An 18,374-nucleotide genomic window follows, 5' to 3' on the forward strand; every position below is an offset into this window, starting at 1 on the left:
TCCCGCGGGTACCCTGGCCCGGACGAGTACCGCCGCCGCGGGCCGCACCCGCCGCATCCCGATCTGGGACAACGCCCGCGCCGCCTGCATCCTGCTCGTCGTCCTCGGGCACGCCATCCAGCGGCTGACGTACGACTCGGACATCGCGCAGAGCCTCTACTTCCTGATCTACGCGTTCCACATGCCGGCGTTCGCGCTCATCTCGGGCTACTTCTCGCGCTCCGACCCGCCGAGCAGACGACGGATGACCCGTCTCCTCACCGACATCGTCGTGCCGTATGTGATCTTCGAGGGCCTGTGGACGCTGACGAAGTTCCTCGTCGAGGGCCAGGCGAACCCGAACCTCACCCAGCCATCATGGACCCTCTGGTTCCTGCTCGCCCTCGCCATCTTCCGGCTCGTGCTGCCGTACCACTGGACCGCGATCGGACGGGACACGATGTACGTCTACCTCCTGCACTCCTTCGTGCTCTACCCGTTCCGGGAATCGGGGGTGCCGCGCGGACTCGATCCGACGTGGCTGTGGCTGCCGCTCGTCGCCCTCCTGTCGGTGGCGATCACGCTGCTCCTGGCGTCCCGACCGGTCCGCCGCGTCTTCCGCCCGCTGATCGAACCGCGCCCCGGATGGCTGTTCGCCGACCCCGACCTCACGCGGAGCGACGGACGGCGCAACGACCCGACGGGGTCGCGGCGGCCGGGCGCGCCGAGCGGGACGTGGAAGGCCTGAGAGGAGTCAGGCGGGGGCGAACGTCAGACCGAACGCCGCGGCGACGCCCTCGTTGACGACCCGCCCCGCTCGCACGTTCAGTCCCTTGGCCAGCGCGGGATCGGCCGCCGATGCGGCATCCCACCCCTTGTCGGCGAGCGCCGTGACGTAGGGCAGCGTCGCGTTCGTGAGGGCGCGCGTGGAGGTCTCGGGCACCGCGCCGGGCATGTTCGCGACGCAGTAGTACACGGCGTCGTGGACGGCGAACGTGGGGTCGTCGTGCGTGGTCGGACGCGACCCCTCGAAGCAACCGCCCTGGTCGATCGCGATGTCGACGAGGACCGCGCCCGCCTTCATCCCCGCCACCATGTCGAGCGTGACGAGCTTCGGCGCCGCCGCACCCGGGATGAGGACCGATCCGATGACGAGATCAGCGGATGCCACCTGCTCCGCGATCTCGTAGCGACTGGAGGCACGGGTGTGCAGTCCCGCGTACCGCTTCTCGAGCTCACGAAGCCGCGGCAGCGAGACGTCGATGACGGTGACGTCCGCACCCATCCCGAGGGCGTTCGCCGCCGCGTGCTCGCCGGCCACTCCGCCGCCGATGACGACGACCTTGGCCTTCGGCGTCCCGGCGACCCCGCCCAGGAGGGTGCCGCGGCCGCCTGCGGCACTCATGAGCGTGTGCGCGCCGACGGTGATGGAGATCCGGCCGGCGACCTCGCTCATGGGCGACAGGAGGGGCAGCGACCGGTCCGCGGCCTGCACGGTCTCGTACGCCACGGCGGTGGTGCCCGCCGCGACGAGCGCGTCGGTGAGCGGTCGGTCCGCGGCCAGGTGGAGGTAGGCGAAGAGGGTGAGGTCGCCCCGGAGGTGACCGTACTCGGCGGCGATGGGCTCCTTGACCTTCACCACGAGCTCGGCGTCGCCCCAGGTCGATTCGGCGTCCGGCGTGATCGTCGCACCGGCCGCCGCGAAGGCGTCGTCGGAAAGGCGGGAGCCCGCGCCCGCACCGGACTGCACGAGGACCTCATGACCGCGGGAGACGAGGGCGTCCACACCGGCGGGGGTGATCGCCACCCGGTTCTCGTTGTTCTTGATCTCAGTGGGGACCCCGATGCGCATGGCGGCACGCTCCTCGTCGGCGAGTGATGTGGACTCATCCTGCAGATGATTCGTGACGAACGTGTGACAACGGAACATCCTTCGGTGAAGATGGCCTGAGGACGGGAAAAGGAGACGGAATGACGACCACTTCGCGCGACCGGGCGAAGGATCTTCGGCCCGCCGTCGACCTCGACGAGGTCGATCGTTCGATCGTCGACGCCCTCGCCGCCGATGCGCGGCTCACGAACGCGGAACTCGCCGCCCGCATCGGGGTGGCACCGTCGACCGCGCACGCCCGCACCCGGGCGCTGGTGGAGCGCGGGGTCATCACCGGCTTCCACGCGAGCGTCGACCAGCGGGTCGTCGGTGCAGGACTCCAGGCGATGGTGCACGTGACGCTGCGACCCGGCTCGCGCCATGAGAGCATCACAGAGTTCGCCCACGAGGTGCGGGGGCTCCCCCAGGTCATCCAGATGTTCTTCCTCGGCGGGTCGGACGACTTCCTCATCCACATCGCCGTCGCGGACTCCAGCGAGGTGCGGGCCTTCGTCGTCGAGCACCTCTCCGCGCAGCGCAGCGTCGCGAACACCCGGACGAGCATCATCTTCGACTACCACCGCAACCGCGTCGCCGCCGCGTTCCACTGAGTCGGTAACGACCCGCAACATTGGGCGGCACGCCAGGGCGGCCTGCTTATCCTCGGACCATGTCCGCTCAGAGCCTCCCCATCCTCGACCTCTCGCTGCTCGATCAGGGGCCTGAGGCCGCCGACGCGTTCCGCGCCGAACTGCGCCGGGTCACCCACGAGGTCGGGTTCTTCTACCTCACCGGCACGGGCGTCTCCCCCGAACTCGAGGCGCGTCTCCACCGCGCGGCGCGCGCCTTCTTCGCGCTGCCCGACGAGGCCAAGCTCGAGATCGAGAACGTGAAGAGCCCGCACTTCCGCGGGTACACGCGTATCGGCGGCGAGCGCACGCAGGGCCTCGTGGACTGGCGCGAGCAGATCGACATCGGACCGGAGCGCCCCGCGGTGACCGACCCGGACGCCCCCGCCTACGCCGCGCTCGTCGGACCCAACCTGTGGCCGAGCGCCCAGCCCGAACTCCGCGGGATCGCCGAGGAGTGGACGACGATCCTGTCGGACGTGGCCCGGACGCTCCTGCGCGCGTGGGCCGAGGCCCTCGGCGCACCCGCGACCTACTTCGACGACCACTTCGGCGAGGCGCAGACCCTGCTCAAGATCGTCCGCTACCCGGGGTCTGCTGCGCCCGAGCCCCAGCAGGGCGTCGGTGCGCACAAGGATGCGGGTGTCGTCACGCTGCTGTGGGTCGAGCCCGGCAAGGGCGGCCTGCAGGTCGAGCGCGACGGCGAATGGATCGACGCACCCGCCGTTCCGGGATCCTTCGTCGTCAACATCGGCGAACTGCTCGAACACGCCACCGGCGGGTACCTCACCGCGACCAACCATCGCGTCGTCTCGCCCCGTGCACCCGAGGACCGCATCTCGGTCCCGTTCTTCTTCAACCCGTCGCTCGACGCCGAGCTGCCCGCGATCGACCTCCCGGCCGACCTGGCCGCGCAGGCGCGCGGGGTGTCGCAGGACCCCGGCAACCCCATCCACGGGCTCCACGGCGAGAACGCGCTCAAGTCGCGGCTGCGGGCGCACCCGGACGTCGCCGCGATCTGGCACCCCGACCTCGTCGCCGCGCGGGCCTGATCCGGAACGACGAAGGCCGCCCCACACCGTGGGGCGGCCTTCTCAAGAAGGTTTTGCGCGATTGAACGCTGGGTGCGGTGCCTTATCGACGGAGGCCGAGGCGCTCGATGAGCGAGCGGTAACGGTTGATGTCGACGTCCTGGAGGTAGCCCAGGAGACGGCGGCGCTGACCGACGAGCAGGAACAGCCCACGACGCGAGTGGTGGTCGTGCTTGTGCTCCTTGAGGTGCTCGGTGAGGTCCTTGATGCGCTGCGTCAGCATCGCGACCTGCACCTCGGGGGATCCGGTGTCACCGGGGTGCGTCGCGTACTCTTCGATGATCGCCTTCTTGACGTCTGCTTCCAGTGCCATAGGTGATCCCCTTCCTCTTCGTTGCGCGGCGCCCGACGCCTGATGCGTGGGCTCTCTTTATCCGCGGCCGATCGAACGGCAACCACAGGAGTCTACACGACGGGGACCGAGGTCACCGCCCGCCGTCAGTAGCGCGAGGTCACACCGAGGTACTCGTCCAGCGTGAGGCCGGTCTTCTTCAGATGCGTCGCCACCCCCGTGCCGACGTACCGCAGGTGCCACGGCTCCCAGCGGTAGCCGGTGACCTTCTCCTCGCCTCGGGGGTACCGCACGATGAAGCCGTACCGATGCGCGTTCGCGGCCACCCACCGGCCGGCGCGGGTCTCACCCCAGGACTGCGAGATCGAATTGACGTCGATGGCCAAACCGGTCTGATGCTCGCTGTGGCCGGGTCGCGCCGCGCGCCGTTCGGCCTCCGCCCTGCCGTGCTGACGGACCTTGCTCGCGAAGACGCTCTGCTGCGAGGCGTAGGAGCGGAAGCCCGAGATGATCGAGAGCGAGACGCCGTCCTTCCTGGCGTCGGCCCGCATCCTCGTCCAGGCGCTCGTCAGCTCCGGACGGAGCCCGTTGCCGTAGGAGGACGGCAACGGGATCGACTTGTTCACGATCAGGATGCCGCGGATGTACATCGGCTTACCGGGGGCGACGGTGCGGACCGCGGGCGACCCCGCGGAACGCCACTGCGCGGTCGTCACCGGGGTCAGATAGCCGTCCATGCGGTGGAGGATCGAGGACCCCGTCGACAGGCGCACGAACGAATCGCCGGGGATCCGCGAGCGGATGGTCGTCTTCGGGCGGCCCGCGCGCGCGTACTCGGCCGCGCTGAGCGCTTCGACGGTGTCGATGCTCCGGTCGCCGGTCGAGGTCGGCCACGTGACGAGGCCGTAGACGATCGGGGACCATGCCGTCTTGGCGTAGACGACCGGAGCGCGCGCCACCTGCGGCTTCCCGGCGCGCCGGTACTCCGCGGCCGTGATCACCCGGTGCGATCCGTTCGTGCGGACGAAGTGCACGGCGGGCGACCAGGCGGCGCGGTACCAGCCGCCGGCCACCACGGAGCCCGCGCGCGGCGAACCCGCCGCGCGCCGCTCCGCCGACGTCATCTTCTTCGTCTTCCCGTCGGGCGTGCGCGCGTACAGGTCCGACGGCCCGGACTGGTAGCGGAAGTAGCGCGTCGTCGGCACATGTCCCATCAGGCGGACCTTCGGCGAGCCGGCGCTCACGAACGACGTCCGATCGAGCGCGACGACCTTGTCGACACCGCGGTCGCCCGTGCGGTCCGGCCAGGTGATCAGTGCGTACACCTGAGGGGACCACGTCACCCGCCCATAGGTGACGGGAAGGGTGCGGATGCGGGGACTCCCAGCGGCCTTCCACTGCTCCCTCGACAGCGCGGTGACGCTGCCGTCCGTCCGGGTGCGGTAGACCCGCGGGTCGGTGGACCACGGCGTGCGGTAGTAGCCGTGGACCGTGACCGCCGGGGACGGGGATGCCGTCGGTGTCGGGGTGGGTGTCGGTGCCTGGGTCGGCGTGGGCGAGGGCGTGCCGGTGGGCGCCGCGGTCTGCGCCGATGCCGCGCCGGGCGTCAGGACCACGGTCAGCGCGAGTACCGCCGCGGCGAGCACCGCCGTCCACCGTGCCCGCGGGCGTTCGTTCCCCATGGTGCTCACCTTAGAGCAGAGCCCGGGCGCACGTGTGGCCCGACCGAGGAACGGCCGGGCCACACGTGAGACGTCGGATCAGGCGACGTCGAGCAGATCGATGATGAAGATCAGCGTCTTGCCGCCGAGGAAGTGTCCACCGGCGGGACCGTACGCGAGGTGCGGCGGGATGACGAGTTCACGCCGGCCGCCCACCTTCATCCCCGGGATCCCGTCCTGCCATCCCTGGATCAGGCCGCGGAGCGGGAACTGGATGCTCTCGCCGCGGTTCCAGGACGAGTCGAACTCCTCACCGGAGAGGTACTCGACGCCCACGTAGTGGACAGTGACGGTGTCGCCGGGCTTCGCCTCGACACCGTCCCCCTCGATCAGGTCGCGGACGACCAGGTCAGCGGGTGCGGGACCCTGAGGCGCGTCGATCTCGGGCTTGGTGCGGTCTGCAGTCATGAGTCCATCCAACCCGAGGCGCTCTCCGTGGTCAAAGCCGTCAGGCCTGGACGGAACCCTGGAGGTCGAGCTCGATGGTGACGTCCTTGCCGACGAGCACGCCGCCGGTCTCGAGCGCCGCGTTCCAGGTCAGACCGAAGTCCTCGCGGTTGATGACGGTCTTCGCCGTCGCACCCGCCTTGTAGTTGCCCCACGGGTCGGTGCCGAAGCCACCGAAGTCGACCTCGAAGGTGACGGGCTTGGTGACGTCCTTGATCGTGAGGTCGCCGTCGACGAGGAAGTCGCCGCCCTCGACGCGCACACCGGTCGACGTGAAGGTGATCTCGGGGTAGGTCTCGACGTCGAAGAAGTCGGCGCTGCGGAGGTGGCCGTCGCGGCCCTCGTCCTTGGTGTCGAGCGATGCCGCGTCGACCTTCGCCTCGAGAGTGGCCTCGAGCGGGTTCTCGGGGGCGACGAGGGTCGCCTCCTTGACATTGAAGTGGCCACGGACCTTCGAGATCATCATGTGGCGGACGCTGAAGCCGACCTCGCTGTGCGAGGCGTCGAGGATCCAGGTTCCCGCCTTGTAGCCGGGGATGTCGAGGGTCGCGGTGGAGTCGGTCATGGTGGTCCTTCGTCTGGGGGTCCGGAGTGCTCCGGCGGTCGAAAGGGCGAAACGTCGCCGCATCCGATCCTATTCCCCTGAATAGAAAAACCCGTCGCGGGCGGGGGTCTTGACAGCGCCGGGAGTGAGCGGGATCATTTTTCCAGGCCAACTCAGCGCCCGGAAGACTCGCAGGCATCGCCGCGGCACCGGGCGCTGAGTCTTTTCTCCGGCAGTCCCCCTCAGCGGGCGAGGACGTCGCCGCGGGCCCGGGTGGCGCGCTCGAGGTAAACACGCTCGTCGACGGCGGCCGCAGGGTCGCGGCCGGTCACCACGCGCTGCCGCGCGGCGGCCAGCGAGGTCGCCTCGGCGATGAAGCGCCGCATCGCCGCGGACCGGTCCCCCGGCAGCGTCCGCGCCCAGGCGACCGCACGCGCGCGCCCGGCGCGGGTCGCCAGCATGTCGACCTCGCCGGGCGAGAACCACCCCGCCGCGGCGTAGTCGCCGAGTCGCGCGCGGGTCAACCGCGCCTCCTCGCGTCGCAGCAGGACGACACCGACGATGAACAGCACGAACAGCGGCACCTGGAGTGTCATGTAGAGGGCGAAGAAGTCGGCGAACACGGCGGAACCGTTCCAGAGGGCGTGCAGAGCGATGGCCCCGACGATTCCGAGGAGCCACCGCGGCGCAGCCGCGGAGCCGCGGAGCCCGATCCGCGCGGCCCGGCCGAGCGCGTACCCCGTCACTGCCGTGAACATCACGTGCGCGAACGGCGACAGGACCCCACGGAGGAAGAACGTGTAGGCGGCGCTCTCGACACCCTCAGTGATGAGGCTGTCGGCGAAGTAGAGGATGTTCTCCGTGAAGGCGAACCCCGCCCCGACGAGGGCGCCGTAGACGACACCGTCCACCGGTCCGTCGAAGGCGCGGCGCGCGGCGACGAAGACGAGCAGCACCCCCGCGCCCTTGGCGAGCTCCTCCACGATCGGCGCCTGCACGACGGTCGACAACGTCTCCGGCACCTGCGGGACGACGAGACCGATGACGAGGTCGACCGCCAGGGTGAGGGCGACGGATGCCACCGCCCCCCACGCGAGCGCGAACACCACCAGGCCGCGGGGCTCCGGCTCCCAGCGGTCGATGATCCGGACCGCGACCAGGACGAGCGCGAGCGGGACGAGCGCCAGGATCCCCGCGACAACCGCGGCGACGGGGCCGAGGAAGGTCAGGAAGTAGGCCGCGAGGCCGAGCGCCACGAAGACGAGCACGGTGCCCACGATCCAGAGGACCGTCCGCCCGGCTCCCGGCGTGGGCACGGGCAGGTCCCGGCGCGGCGGAGCCGGCGGGGGCGTCGCCGGCATCGAATGGGTCGGCTGCGCGAGCGGCGACGGGAACGACATGCGCTCAGCCTAGGGGCGGGCGCGCACGAGCCGCCGCCGCGCACAGGAACGATAGCCTGGGACCATGCGCTTCGCCCACGTTGTCCCCGACGGAGTCGACGAGCCGCAGCTGGTCCTGGTCGAGGAGAATCGCGCGACGGTGGTGTCGCGCCTCTTCGACGATGCACCCTCGCGTCTGCAGCGGCTCATCGAAGGAGGCGACGCCCTCCTCGCCCGCGTCAGGGACGCGGCCGCCGACCCCGAGGTCGAGTGGATGCCGCTGGGCTCCCCCGTGTTCGCGTCCGCGATCCTCGACACGCCCGTCACGATCGCCGTCGGCTTGAACTACGCCGCGCACTCGAGCGAGCTGGGACTGAAGGCGGACGCCGCTCCGACCATCTTCACGCTGTGGCCGGGCTCCCTGGGCGGGCACCGCCAGACGACCACCTGGCCACGTTCGCTGAGTCAGTCGGTCGACTACGAGGCCGAGCTCGGTGTCGTGATCGGCCCAGCGGCCCGCGACGTCGCGCTCGAGGACGCACTCGACCACGTCTGGGGCTACACGGTCGTCAACGACATCACGGCCCGCGACATCCAGTTCTCCGAGGCCCAGTGGTCGCGGTGCAAGTCGTTCGACGGCTTCACCCCGACGGGCCCCTTCGTCGTGACGGCGGACGAGATCGCCGACCCGCAGGATCTGCACATCTGGGCCGTCGTCGACGGGCAGACGGTGCAGGATGCCTCGACGGGCCAGATGATCCACCCCGTCGCCAAGCTCGTCTCCTACCTTTCGCGGTCGGCGACCCTGCTCCCCGGCACCCTCATCTCAACCGGCTCCCCCGGTGGCGCGGGCTACTCCCGCGATCCGCAGATCTTCCTCCGCGACCGCTCGACGGTCACGGTCGGCATCGACGGCATCGGTGAACTGACGACGTTCTGCCGGATCACCGACTGACCCGCAACGACGAAGAGCCCCGGATGCCGCGCATCCAGGGCTCTTCGTCGTTGCGAAGCTCGGATCAGTAGCCGGACTGCTCCAGCAGCTCCTGGCAGGTGTAGGTCATCCCCTGGTACGTGACCGACCCGGTCGGGTCCTCCAGGCAGGCGTTGACCTGTGTCATCAGATCGCCTCCGACGCTCGCCGCAAACGAGACGAGGGCGATGATGATGATGATCCCGATGATCAGCAGCACGACGCTCACGATGATCGCCGCGATCGCCAGACCGTTCTTCACGCCGGCCTTGCGGCTCTGCACGAGAGCCACGATGCCGAGGATGAGACCGATCACCTGGGTGCCGGGGATGATGGCGAGGATCAGCGCGATGATCGCCATGGTGCGGCCGGGGGTCGATCCGCCCGAGGGGGCGGCGTTGTACTGCGGCGCGTTGCTGTAGGCGGGCGCTTCGTAGGCCGGCGGTGCCGGGGGGACGTTCTGGGCGTTCGGCTGGTTGGGATCAGTCATGGAAGTGTCCTTCTGGTCGGTCATCGGCCGGGATTACGACCCCGACGCTAGCGTTCACCGTTCTCCCAGACAACCGGCAATCAGTGCTGCTCCACGTCACCCGGTTTCGTGCTAACGGGGATGGCCCGCGTGACCGCCTGCAGCCCCGACAGGCGTGCCGGCGACAGCTGCTTGTCCACCTCGTCGCGCGACATCAGGCCGGCTTCGACGACGAGGTCGCCGACGTTCCGCTTGGTGAGCAGCGCGGTCTTGGCCAGGGCCGCGGCGGCGGTGTAGCCGATGAAGGGCGTCAGTGCCGTGATGACGCCGACGGACGACCCGACCATCGTCCCGAGGCGTTCGCGGTTGGCCGTGATGCCGTCGACGCAGTTGACCCGCAGCGTGCGCATACCGCGACGCATCCAGGTGATCGACTGGAAGATCGAGTGCGCGATCACCGGCTCGAACGCGTTCAGCTGCAGCTGCCCGCCCTCGACGGCCATCGTCACCGTCAGGTCGGCGCCCGCGACGGCGAAGGCGACCTGGTTGACGACCTCGGGGATGACCGGGTTCACCTTGCCGGGCATGATGCTCGAGCCGGCCTGCCGGGGCGGGAGGTTGATCTCGCCGAAGCCCGCCTGCGGGCCGCTCGAGAGGAGCCGCAGGTCGTTGCTGATCTTCGAGAGCTTGATGGCGTTGCGCTTGAGCGAGGAGGAGAACGACATGAAGGCGCCGGTGTCGCTCGTCGACTCCACGAGGTCCTCGGCGGTCTCGAGGTCGAGTCCGCTGATCTCGCGCAGGTGGCGGAGCACCGAGCCGGAGTAGTCGGGGTGCGTCGTGATGCCGGTGCCGATGGCCGTCGCACCCATGTTGATCTCGTAGAGCAGGTACGCGTTCTCGCGGAGCCGGTGGTAGTCCTCCCCCAGCGTCGTCGCGAAGCCGTGGAACTCCTGCCCGAGCGTCATGGGCACGGCATCCTGCAACTGGGTGCGGCCGACCTTGAGCACGTCGTGGAACTCGTCGGCCTTCTTCAGGAAGGCCTGCCGCAGCAGGTCGAGCTCCTCGAGGAGGGACTGCAGGTCGAGGCCGAGGCCGACCTTGATCGCCGTCGGGTAGACGTCGTTCGTCGACTGACTGCGGTTCGTGTGGTCGATCGGCGAGAGGAACGCGTAGTCGCCTTTCTCACGGCCGGCCATCTCGAGCGCGATGTTGGTGATGACCTCGTTCGCGTTCATGTTGGTCGAGGTGCCGGCCCCGCCCTGGATGACGCCCACGACGAACTGGTCGTGGAACTCGCCGTCGATGACGCGCTGCGCCGCACGGTCGATGAGGTCGGCGCGGGATGCCTCCAGCACGCCGATCTCCTTGTTGGCGCGCGCGGAGGCCTGCTTGACCATCGCGAGGGCGACGACGAGGTCGCGGTAGACAGAGATGGGCCGCATCGAGATCGGGAAGTTCTCGAGCGCTCTCGCGGTGTGGATGCCCCAGTAGGCGTCGGCGGGGATCTCCATCGATCCCAGGGAGTCGGTCTCGGTACGCGTCATCGCGTCAGGTGCCATTGCGGTGTCCTTGTGGGTCACAGGGTGCGGGGATAGGACGAGCCTATCCCCGCGCCCCGCCGACCTAGCGGTTGACGCTCGACATGTCGGCGTAGCGGTCGCCGACCGCCGGCCCGACCCCGCTCAGCCGGCGCAGCTCGAGAACATCGGCGACGCGAACCCGATGCCGAGCTCGCGCAGCGCGGGCATGCGGTTGACCCCGGTCCAGCGGAGCCGCGTGAGGAAGCGGATCCAGGCGAGGTCCGCGTCCGAGTAGCGCCGGTGGGTCGAGGATGTCCGGTCCACGGGTTGCAGCATCAGGCCCGCACGCTCGTAGGAGCGGAGGGTGTGCGCGCTGACTCCGGTCGCGTCCGCCGCTTCGGCGATGGAGGCGCCGGCAGAGGTGGAGAGGAGGGACATGCCCTCACGGTAGGACTTCGAGTGCGCGCGAAGTCAAGAGGCTCAGGCGGGCTTCCGGGAGAAGGCCTCGAGGCGCTCGTCGGGCGTGAGGGCGGCCATCCGCTCCACCCACTCGGCCGAGAAGTAGTCCCCCGTCGGCGCCTCGACCACGGGGACGACCGTGTGCGTGATCGTGTCGTCGTAGACGTGGACGAGGTGGAAGGACTGTCCGGCATCCATCCCGTTCACCTCGCTCGCCGACCGCTGCAGGTTCATCGTGTAGCAGGTCGCGGAGGCGACGCTCACGGGGATGCCGGCGAAGGTGCCCGAGGTCGAGTAGTGCAGGTGACCGGCCAGGATGCCGCGCACGTCGGTGCCGGCGAGCACGGCCGCCAGCTCGTCCTGCTCCCGGAGCTCGAGGATGTCGAAGAACGGGATGTGGCTCGGGATCGGCGGATGGTGCAGCGCGAGCAGCGTGCCGAGCGGCGCCGGCTCGGCGAGCACCTCCCGGAGCCACTCGCGCTGCGCCGCATCGACGAGGCCGTGATGCCAGCCGGGGACGGTGGAGTCGAGGACGACCAGTCGCAGCCCGCCCAGGTCGTGGACCGCGGTGAGCGGCGCTTCGGAGCCCGGCTCATCGAAGAGCCCCTCCCGCAGGGCGGGTCGCTCGTCGTGATTGCCCGCGACCCACACGACCGGCGCATCCAGCTGCTCGGCCATCGGTTCCACGAGCTCGCGCAGCCGGCGGTAGGCGGCGGGCTCTCCCAGGTCGGTGAGATCGCCCGTCACGACGATCGCGTCGGGGCGGATGCCGGTGCGCTCGACGGCTGCGAGGGCTGCCGCGACACCGCCCGTGGCGTCGTAGGCGCCGCCGAGCGGGCGATCGCCGGCGAGCAGGTGGGTGTCGCTCAGATGGACGATCGTGCGGACGGCGGGCGCATGGCGGCCGAAGGAGACGGGCTGCATGCCGCCCAGCCTATTGACGCCCCCGGACGCGCGGCGATCAGTGGTTGAACAGGATGAGCAGGAGCCCGCCCAGCACGACCAGGCCGCAGACCGCGAACGCGGCGTACGCCCCGACGAGGGCGATGCGCTTCTGGGCCGGGCTCAGCGGGTTCTTCTTGGCGGCCTTCTTGGCGGCCTTGGCGGCCCGCTTCTGCTCTTTGGGCGTCATCACGGTCAGCGCGTCGGTGAAGGTGGCCGGGATGACGACGGGCACCCGTCCCGCCCGAACGAGCAGACGCAGACCGATCGCGTAGAAGGCGACCACGGTCGCGGCGGCGAGGAGCGCCGCGACGAAGACCTGCACGAAGGCGAGCCAGTTGACGTCGACGCTCATCGGGTTGCCTCCTCGTCGGATGCGGCGGCGGACTGCGCGACGCGCTGCTGACGGCGTGTGGGGGGCGGTTCCTCCGTGAGATCGACGGCGGCACCCGAGTCGGCCACCTCGCTGCTCATCGCGTTCGCCGCGGTGACCTCGTTGCGCCGGGACCGCAGGAAGATCGCGAGCACGACGGCGACGGCCACGACGGCGCCGATGATGACGCCGATCAGCTCACCCGGTCCCTCGCCGAAGAGGTTCTCGAGCCCGACGATGAGGAGGGCGGCCAGTGCGCCGACGATGCCGGCGGCCGGGAGAGTGAGGACCCACCCGACCGTGATGCGCCCGACGGTGCGCCAGCGCACGCTGGACCCGCGACGACCGAGGCCCGACCCGATGACGGATCCCGAGGCGACCTGCGTCGTCGACAGGGCGAAGCCGAGCGCGCTCGAGGCGAGGATCGTCGACGCGGTGGATGCCTCCGCCGAGAAGCCCTGCGCGGGCTTGACGTCGGTGAGGCCCTTGCCGAGCGTGCGGATGATGCGCCACCCGCCCATGTACGTGCCGAGAGCGATCGTGAACGCGCACGCGAAGATGACCCAGAGCTCGGGCTCGGACTGCGTCTGCCAGCCGACCGTGATGAGGGCGAGGGTGATGACGCCCATCGTCTTCTGCGCGTCGTTGGTGCCGTGCGCGAGGGCGACGAGCGACGACGTGAAGATCTGACCCCAGCGGAAGCCGTCGCGGCCGTCCGGCTTGTTGTCGTAGCGGCGGGTGACGGCGTAGGCGATCTTCGTGGCGGCGAAGGCGATGATGCCGGCCGTGAGGGGGGCGATGAGGGCGGGGAGGACGACCTTCGACAGGACGACACCGACGTTGATCGCGCTGACGGACGCGCCGACGATCGTCGCCCCGATGAGGCCGCCAAAGAGTGCGTGCGAGGAGCTCGAGGGAAGGCCGAGCAGCCAGGTGAGCATGTTCCATGTGATGGCGCCGATCAGCCCGGCGAAGATGATCGCGGGGAAGATCGAGGGCGAGAGCTGATCCTCGCGGATCATGCCGCCCGAGATCGTCTTGGCGACCTCGGTCGACAGGAATGCGCCGACGAGGTTGAGGATGGCAGCCAGGAGCACCGCGACCTTGGGCTTGAGTGCGCCCGTCGCGATGGGTGTCGCCATCGCATTCGCCGTGTCGTGGAAGCCGTTGGTGAAGTCGAAGAAGAGTGCCAGTGCGATGACCAGGACGACGATGAGTGCTGCGGTCTCCACAGTTCGCTTTCCGTCGGGAATCGGGGGAACGGGTGCCGCGGCGATCGGCGTTGCGAACGAAAAGTTCACCCAGACGTCACCAGGGGTTCAATCGGGCCTGGGAAATCCTCGCACACGATCCGCCATGGCATAACCCGCGCGCGCCCGCGAGGGTCGGTTAGCGTGGTCGGGTGACCTCCGAAGCCGTGACACCGCCCGTCGCCGACCGCCGCCCGTTCACCCGCACGCACCACGGAGACGACGTCTCGGACCCCTACGAGTGGCTGCGCGCGAAGGACGACGAGACCGTCATCGGCCACCTCGAGGCGGAGAACGACTACACCGACAGCCGTACGGCGCACCTCGCCGGCCTCCGCGAGCGGATCTTCGAGGAGATCAAGGGCCGCACGCTCGAAACCGACCTCTCCGTCCCCTCGCGCCGCGGGCAGTGGTGGTACTACGGCCGCACTGTCGAGGGCAAGCAGTACGGCATCAACTGCCGCGCCCCCATCGCGGACGTCGCGGACTGGACGCCGCCCGTGCTCTCCCCCGACACCGACGTCCCCGGCGAGCAGGTGCTCCTGGACGGCAACGTCGAGGCCGAGGGCCACGACTTCTTCTCGCTCGGCAGCCTCGACGTCTCGAACGACGGCACCCGGATGCTGTACGCCGTCGACGTCGCCGGTGACGAGCGCTACACCCTCCGCATCCGCGACCTGGTGACCGGCGACGACCTCGCCGACGTCATCGAGAACACCTTCTCCGGCGCGGTCTTCTCCCCCGACGGCCGTCACGTCGTCTACACGACCGTCGACGACGCCTGGCGACCCGACACCGTCTGGCTGCACGAAGTGGGGACGGATGCCGCATCCGACCGCGTCATCTTCACCGAACCCGACGAGCGGTACTGGGTCGGCGCGGGCTTCACGCGCAGTGACCGCTTCCTCGTCATCGGGGTGGGGTCCTCCATCACCTCGGAGGAGTTCCTCGTCCCGGCCGACGACCTCACGGCGGAGCCCCGATCGGTGTGGCCTCGCCGCGAGGGCGTCGAGTACTCGCTGACCCACGCGGTGATCGACGGGGAGGACGTGCTCTACATCCTCCACAACGACGGCGCGCTGGACTTCGAGCTGGTGCGGGTAGCGGCATCCGACCCCACCGGGCAGCGGCACGTCGTGCTGCCGCACCAGCCGGGTCGGCGGTTGCTCGACGCGTCCGCCTACCGCGACTGGGCGGTCGTCGAGTACCGCCGCGAGGGCCTCGCGCGCGTCGGGATCCTCGACTACGCCACCGATGAGGTCACCGAGATCGCCTTCGACGAGCCGCTGTACGCCGCCGGGGCGAGCGGATCGTCGGAGTGGGCGCCCCCGGTCATCCGTCTCGGTTACGCCTCGTTCGTGACGCCCGGCACGGTGTACGACTACGTCGTGGCGACGGGCGAGCTCCTGCTGCGCAAGAGCCAGCCGGTCCTCGGCGGGTACGACCCGGCCGACTACCGTCAGGAACGGGTCTGGGCGACCGCCGACGACGGCACGCGCGTCCCCGTTTCTCTCGTGTGGAAGCGGTCGTTCGGCGAACCGGGAGCGGCGCCCCGCCCCCTGCACCTCTACGGCTACGGCTCGTACGAGCACTCCATCGAGCCCGGATTCTCGGTCGCCCGCCTGTCGATGCTGGACCGTGGCGTGATCTTCGCGATCGCCCACGTCCGCGGCGGTGGCGAGATGGGGCGCCGGTGGTACGAGGAGGGCAAGCTGCTGCACAAGCGGAACACCTTCACGGACTTCGTCGCCGTCGGCCGTCACCTCGTCGCCGAGGGGTACACCTCCCCCGACGGCCTGGTCGCGGAGGGCGGCTCCGCCGGCGGTCTGCTCATGGGCGCCGTGGCGAACCTCGCCCCGGACTTGTTCGCGGGCATCCTCGCCGGCGTCCCGTTCGTCGACGCGCTGACGACGATCCTCGACCCGTCCCTCCCGCTCACCGTGATCGAGTGGGACGAGTGGGGCGACCCGCTGCACGACGCCGACGTGTACGCCTACATGAAGTCGTACACCCCCTACGAGAACGTGCAGGAGGGCGTCCGGTACCCCCGCATCCTCGCCGTCACCTCGCTCAACGACACCCGGGTGCTCTACGTCGAGCCGGCGAAGTGGGTCGCGCGGCTGCGCGAGGTCGGTGCGGACGCCCTGCTCAAGTGCGAGATGGTGGCGGGGCACGGTGGTGTCAGCGGGCGGTACAACTCGTGGCGCGAGCGCGCGTTCGAGCTCGCCTGGCTCCTCGACGTCCTGGGACTGGCCGACGCGGACTGACACTGTAAGCGGGGCCGTGGGTACGATGCCCCCATGGCATCCGTTCCCCGCTACCGCGCGGCGGTCCGCATCGATCTCGACCTCGTCTGCGCGCACCCCGACGATCTCGTCGGCGGCATGGATGACGCGTCACGGATGTCCGAGTCGTCGATGGATGCCGAGGACGCGCTGCTGTCGCTGATCGAGGTGTCGGTGGCCGACGGCGCGCAGCACCTGGTGCGCATCGAATCCACCAACTCCTCGATCGTCGACTCGGAGTGGGAGGGCACGTCGGGCGAGGTTCCGGAAGGATCCTCCGACACCGCGCGGGTCGCCCGGGCGGGTGCGCGCCTGGCGGGGATCGACTGGGCACTGGACGAACTCTTCGGCGGACCGACGACCGAGGCGACGGCATCCGAGCTGCGCCAGCGGACGATCATCAAGGGGCTCGTCTGGAACGCCTCCGTCCTGGTCGTCGACTGCCTTTTCGACGATGTCCGCCAGCTGGCGGACGCGGCCGACACGCGATCCGCCTGGCGAGAGACGCACGTGATCTCGCAACTGCCCCCGCAGTACGCGACGCACTACGACCGAGCGTTCGCGCAGAAGTTCCTCGCCGCGACGATCGAGGTCACCTCCCGGCTCAGCGCCTCACCCGTGTACCCTCCCACCGTCGCCCACGAGCTGGCACTGAAGCTCGTGCTCGACGAGGCGGCGCGCAGCGCCGAACGCCTCACCGGCGACCTGCCGGAGGGCTGGCGCGAGCACCTGGACACCGTGCTGTTCCAGGACCTCGATGCGGAATCCCTCTTCGTCGATCAGGATTCGTCGAGCAAGCAGGATGCCGCCGCCGCGACTCCTCCGCTCGACTTCGCGAGCTGGTTCATCCCCTATGCGCACGCGCCCGCGCCGGCGCCGTACGCGAGCGACGATCTCAAGGAACCATCCCGCGGCTAGCACGCTCGGCCGCGTCAGGCAATTGTCAGTTTTGCCCGCGCCGATCCCGTAATATTTTGAGCCCCAGGGGGAGTACTCCACGACGGTCGGTTCGTCATTACGGATGTGAAGATGCATCCCGGACCACCGGTCCCGATCACTCGGGATGGAGAAGACTCTGGCGTCCTTTCATCACGCCATTGAGGAGACTCTTGTGGAAATCACCCCTCTCGTCTGGGGCATCACGATCGCCGTCACGATCGCCTTCTTCGTCTACGAATTCTTCGCGCACGTCCGCAAGCCGCATGAACCGTCGATCGGCGAGTCGGCGCGCTGGTCCGCGTTCTACATCGGTCTCGCGCTGATCTTCGGTGTCGTCATCGGCCTCATCCCGGGCTGGGGCTGGGTGTACTCGGGCGAGTACTTCGCCGGGTACCTGACCGAGAAGGCGCTGTCGATCGACAACCTCTTCGTCTTCCTCATCGTCATGACCGGGTTCGCGGTGCCGAAGAAGTACCAGCAGAAGGTGCTGATGATCGGCATCGTCATCGCGCTCATCATGCGGGGCGCGTTCATCGCCGCCGGCGCCGCGCTCATCGAGAACTTCTCGTGGATCTTCTACGTCTTCGGCGCGCTGCTGCTGTTCCTCGCCTACCGTCAGGCGTTCGCACACGGTGAGTCCGACCCGGCCAACGGCAAGTTCATGCAGTTCGTCCGCCGCATCCTGCCCGTCAGCGACGAGTACAACGGCGACAAGCTCACGGTCAAGAAGGCCGGTAAGCGCTTCGTCACCCCGATGCTGCTGGTGATCATCGCGATCGGCTTCGTCGACCTCATCTTCGCGGTCGACTCGATCCCCGCGATCTACGGTCTCACCAACGAGGCGTACATCGTGTTCACGGCCAACGCGTTCGCCCTCATGGGTCTGCGTCAGCTGTACTTCCTCATCGGCGGTCTGCTCGAGCGCCTCGTGTACCTCGCACAGGGCCTGGCCGTCATCCTCGCCTTCATCGGTGTGAAGCTCGTCCTGCACGCCATGTACGTCAACGAGCTGCCGTTCATCAACGGCGGCGAGCCGATGCTCTGGGCTCCCGAGATCCCGATCTGGTTCTCGCTCCTGTTCATCGCCGCCACGATCGTCGTCGCGACGGTGGCGAGCCTCGCCAAGACCCGTCGCGACCGCGAGCGCGAGCTGGACGCCGGCGCACCGACCTCGACCCCCTCCCCCGCAGAAACGAAGGAGCACCGCTGACC

19 protein-coding genes are annotated in these 18,374 nt (G+C 69.4%); 7 read left to right on the top strand and 12 right to left on the bottom strand.

Translation table 11 applies throughout. The features are described from left to right. The first annotated feature begins 55 nt into the window (after positions 1-55). Entirely contained in the window at positions 56-727 is a 672-nt protein-coding gene (locus AB0P29_RS13510) for an acyltransferase family protein (protein WP_363380629.1), read from the top strand. 6 nt (positions 728-733) lie between these two features. Here the strand turns inward: AB0P29_RS13510 and ald are convergent, their stop codons facing one another. Further along, entirely contained in the window at positions 734-1,831 is a 1,098-nt protein-coding gene (gene ald, locus AB0P29_RS13515) for an alanine dehydrogenase (protein WP_363380509.1), read from the bottom strand. Positions 1,832-1,950: 119 nt separating this feature from the next. Here ald and AB0P29_RS13520 point away from each other — a divergent pair, with 119 nt between their 5' ends. Further along, positions 1,951-2,460 (top strand): Lrp/AsnC family transcriptional regulator, encoded by a 510-nt coding sequence (locus AB0P29_RS13520; protein WP_363380512.1) that lies wholly within the window; start codon positions 1,951-1,953, stop codon positions 2,458-2,460. A 59-nt stretch (positions 2,461-2,519) separates the two neighbouring features. After that, complete coding sequence (locus tag AB0P29_RS13525) at positions 2,520-3,530, top strand: 2-oxoglutarate and iron-dependent oxygenase domain-containing protein (RefSeq protein WP_363380515.1); 1,011 nt, start codon at positions 2,520-2,522, stop codon at positions 3,528-3,530. A gap of 82 nt (positions 3,531-3,612) precedes the next feature. Here the strand turns inward: AB0P29_RS13525 and rpsO are convergent, their stop codons facing one another. The 5 genes from rpsO to AB0P29_RS13550 form a co-directional block, all read right to left on the bottom strand. After that, on the bottom strand, positions 3,613-3,882 hold the full coding sequence (rpsO, locus tag AB0P29_RS13530) for a 30S ribosomal protein S15 (protein ID WP_018187174.1): 270 nt from the start codon (positions 3,880-3,882) through the stop codon (positions 3,613-3,615). Positions 3,883-4,007: 125 nt separating this feature from the next. Beyond that, entirely contained in the window at positions 4,008-5,543 is a 1,536-nt protein-coding gene (locus AB0P29_RS13535; RefSeq protein ID WP_363380518.1) for a M15 family metallopeptidase, read from the bottom strand. 78 nt (positions 5,544-5,621) lie between these two features. Beyond that, on the bottom strand, positions 5,622-5,990 hold the full coding sequence (locus AB0P29_RS13540; RefSeq protein WP_217531400.1) for an FKBP-type peptidyl-prolyl cis-trans isomerase: 369 nt from the start codon (positions 5,988-5,990) through the stop codon (positions 5,622-5,624). A gap of 40 nt (positions 5,991-6,030) precedes the next feature. Further along, complete coding sequence (locus AB0P29_RS13545) at positions 6,031-6,594, bottom strand: YceI family protein (protein ID WP_064003157.1); 564 nt, start codon at positions 6,592-6,594, stop codon at positions 6,031-6,033. A gap of 221 nt (positions 6,595-6,815) precedes the next feature. After that, entirely contained in the window at positions 6,816-7,973 is a 1,158-nt protein-coding gene (locus tag AB0P29_RS13550) for a PrsW family intramembrane metalloprotease (RefSeq protein ID WP_363380522.1), read from the bottom strand. 64 nt (positions 7,974-8,037) lie between these two features. Between AB0P29_RS13550 and AB0P29_RS13555 the strand changes: the two genes are divergently transcribed. Next, a complete protein-coding gene (locus AB0P29_RS13555) occupies positions 8,038-8,907 on the top strand; it encodes a fumarylacetoacetate hydrolase family protein (protein ID WP_363380524.1) in 870 nt (289 codons plus the stop codon). Between the two features lie 64 nt (positions 8,908-8,971). Here AB0P29_RS13555 and AB0P29_RS13560 read toward each other — a convergent pair whose 3' ends face one another. The 6 genes from AB0P29_RS13560 to AB0P29_RS13585 all read right to left on the bottom strand — a co-directional run bounded on the left by AB0P29_RS13560 (position 8,972) and on the right by AB0P29_RS13585 (position 13,920). Beyond that, the gene (locus AB0P29_RS13560) at positions 8,972-9,415 is read right to left on the bottom strand and encodes a DUF4190 domain-containing protein (protein WP_363380526.1); all 444 of its coding nucleotides are present in this window, start codon (positions 9,413-9,415) and stop codon (positions 8,972-8,974) included. Between the two features lie 80 nt (positions 9,416-9,495). Continuing rightward, a complete protein-coding gene (locus AB0P29_RS13565) occupies positions 9,496-10,953 on the bottom strand; it encodes an aspartate ammonia-lyase (RefSeq protein ID WP_363380528.1) in 1,458 nt (485 codons plus the stop codon). A 123-nt stretch (positions 10,954-11,076) separates the two neighbouring features. Beyond that, positions 11,077-11,352 carry a MerR family transcriptional regulator gene (locus tag AB0P29_RS13570; RefSeq protein WP_363380531.1) on the bottom strand — a complete coding sequence of 92 codons (276 nt, stop codon included), beginning with the start codon at positions 11,350-11,352 and terminating at the stop codon, positions 11,077-11,079. Between the two features lie 42 nt (positions 11,353-11,394). Continuing rightward, positions 11,395-12,297, bottom strand: coding sequence for a phosphodiesterase (locus tag AB0P29_RS13575; RefSeq protein ID WP_363380534.1), 903 nt, complete (start codon positions 12,295-12,297; stop codon positions 11,395-11,397). Positions 12,298-12,334: 37 nt separating this feature from the next. Continuing rightward, positions 12,335-12,670, bottom strand: coding sequence for a peptidase (locus AB0P29_RS13580; RefSeq protein ID WP_311859976.1), 336 nt, complete (start codon positions 12,668-12,670; stop codon positions 12,335-12,337). After that, the gene (locus AB0P29_RS13585) at positions 12,667-13,920 is read right to left on the bottom strand and encodes an inorganic phosphate transporter (protein ID WP_363380537.1); all 1,254 of its coding nucleotides are present in this window, start codon (positions 13,918-13,920) and stop codon (positions 12,667-12,669) included. The genes AB0P29_RS13580 and AB0P29_RS13585 overlap by 4 nt, the downstream gene beginning before the upstream one ends. Before the next feature lie 170 nt (positions 13,921-14,090). On the opposite strand from AB0P29_RS13585, the gene AB0P29_RS13590 reads away from it, so the two are divergent. The 3 genes from AB0P29_RS13590 (at position 14,091) to AB0P29_RS13600 (ending at position 18,372) form a co-directional block, all read left to right on the top strand. Then, positions 14,091-16,205 (top strand): S9 family peptidase, encoded by a 2,115-nt coding sequence (locus AB0P29_RS13590; RefSeq protein ID WP_363380539.1) that lies wholly within the window; start codon positions 14,091-14,093, stop codon positions 16,203-16,205. Positions 16,206-16,238: 33 nt separating this feature from the next. After that, the gene (locus AB0P29_RS13595) at positions 16,239-17,141 is read left to right on the top strand and encodes a hypothetical protein (protein ID WP_363380542.1); all 903 of its coding nucleotides are present in this window, start codon (positions 16,239-16,241) and stop codon (positions 17,139-17,141) included. 193 nt (positions 17,142-17,334) lie between these two features. Beyond that, the gene (locus tag AB0P29_RS13600) at positions 17,335-18,372 is read left to right on the top strand and encodes a TerC family protein (protein ID WP_363380545.1); all 1,038 of its coding nucleotides are present in this window, start codon (positions 17,335-17,337) and stop codon (positions 18,370-18,372) included. Positions 18,373-18,374: the final 2 nt, after the last annotated feature.

The sequence above is a fragment of the Microbacterium sp. NPDC080220 genome (assembly GCF_040686395.1).
In the GTDB taxonomy this organism is placed as follows: domain Bacteria; phylum Actinomycetota; class Actinomycetes; order Actinomycetales; family Microbacteriaceae; genus Microbacterium; species Microbacterium gawkjiense.

Bases quoted from the DNA above. Each gene is read 5' to 3' on its own strand.
- AB0P29_RS13520 (WP_363380512.1), top strand. From the start codon at position 1,951: ATGACGACCACTTCGCGCGACCGGGCGAAGGATCTTCGGCCCGCCGTC.
- AB0P29_RS13575 (WP_363380534.1), bottom strand. From the start codon at position 12,297: ATGCAGCCCGTCTCCTTCGGCCGCCATGCGCCCGCCGTCCGCACGATC.
- ald (WP_363380509.1), bottom strand. From the start codon at position 1,831: ATGCGCATCGGGGTCCCCACTGAGATCAAGAACAACGAGAACCGGGTG.
- rpsO (WP_018187174.1), bottom strand. From the start codon at position 3,882: ATGGCACTGGAAGCAGACGTCAAGAAGGCGATCATCGAAGAGTACGCG.
- AB0P29_RS13540 (WP_217531400.1), bottom strand. From the start codon at position 5,990: ATGACTGCAGACCGCACCAAGCCCGAGATCGACGCGCCTCAGGGTCCC.
- AB0P29_RS13525 (WP_363380515.1), top strand. From the start codon at position 2,520: ATGTCCGCTCAGAGCCTCCCCATCCTCGACCTCTCGCTGCTCGATCAG.
- AB0P29_RS13580 (WP_311859976.1), bottom strand. From the start codon at position 12,670: ATGAGCGTCGACGTCAACTGGCTCGCCTTCGTGCAGGTCTTCGTCGCG.
- AB0P29_RS13565 (WP_363380528.1), bottom strand. From the start codon at position 10,953: ATGGCACCTGACGCGATGACGCGTACCGAGACCGACTCCCTGGGATCG.
- AB0P29_RS13555 (WP_363380524.1), top strand. From the start codon at position 8,038: ATGCGCTTCGCCCACGTTGTCCCCGACGGAGTCGACGAGCCGCAGCTG.
- AB0P29_RS13535 (WP_363380518.1), bottom strand. From the start codon at position 5,543: ATGGGGAACGAACGCCCGCGGGCACGGTGGACGGCGGTGCTCGCCGCG.
- AB0P29_RS13550 (WP_363380522.1), bottom strand. From the start codon at position 7,973: ATGTCGTTCCCGTCGCCGCTCGCGCAGCCGACCCATTCGATGCCGGCG.
- AB0P29_RS13570 (WP_363380531.1), bottom strand. From the start codon at position 11,352: ATGTCCCTCCTCTCCACCTCTGCCGGCGCCTCCATCGCCGAAGCGGCG.
- AB0P29_RS13595 (WP_363380542.1), top strand. From the start codon at position 16,239: ATGGCATCCGTTCCCCGCTACCGCGCGGCGGTCCGCATCGATCTCGAC.
- AB0P29_RS13560 (WP_363380526.1), bottom strand. From the start codon at position 9,415: ATGACTGATCCCAACCAGCCGAACGCCCAGAACGTCCCCCCGGCACCG.
- AB0P29_RS13545 (WP_064003157.1), bottom strand. From the start codon at position 6,594: ATGACCGACTCCACCGCGACCCTCGACATCCCCGGCTACAAGGCGGGA.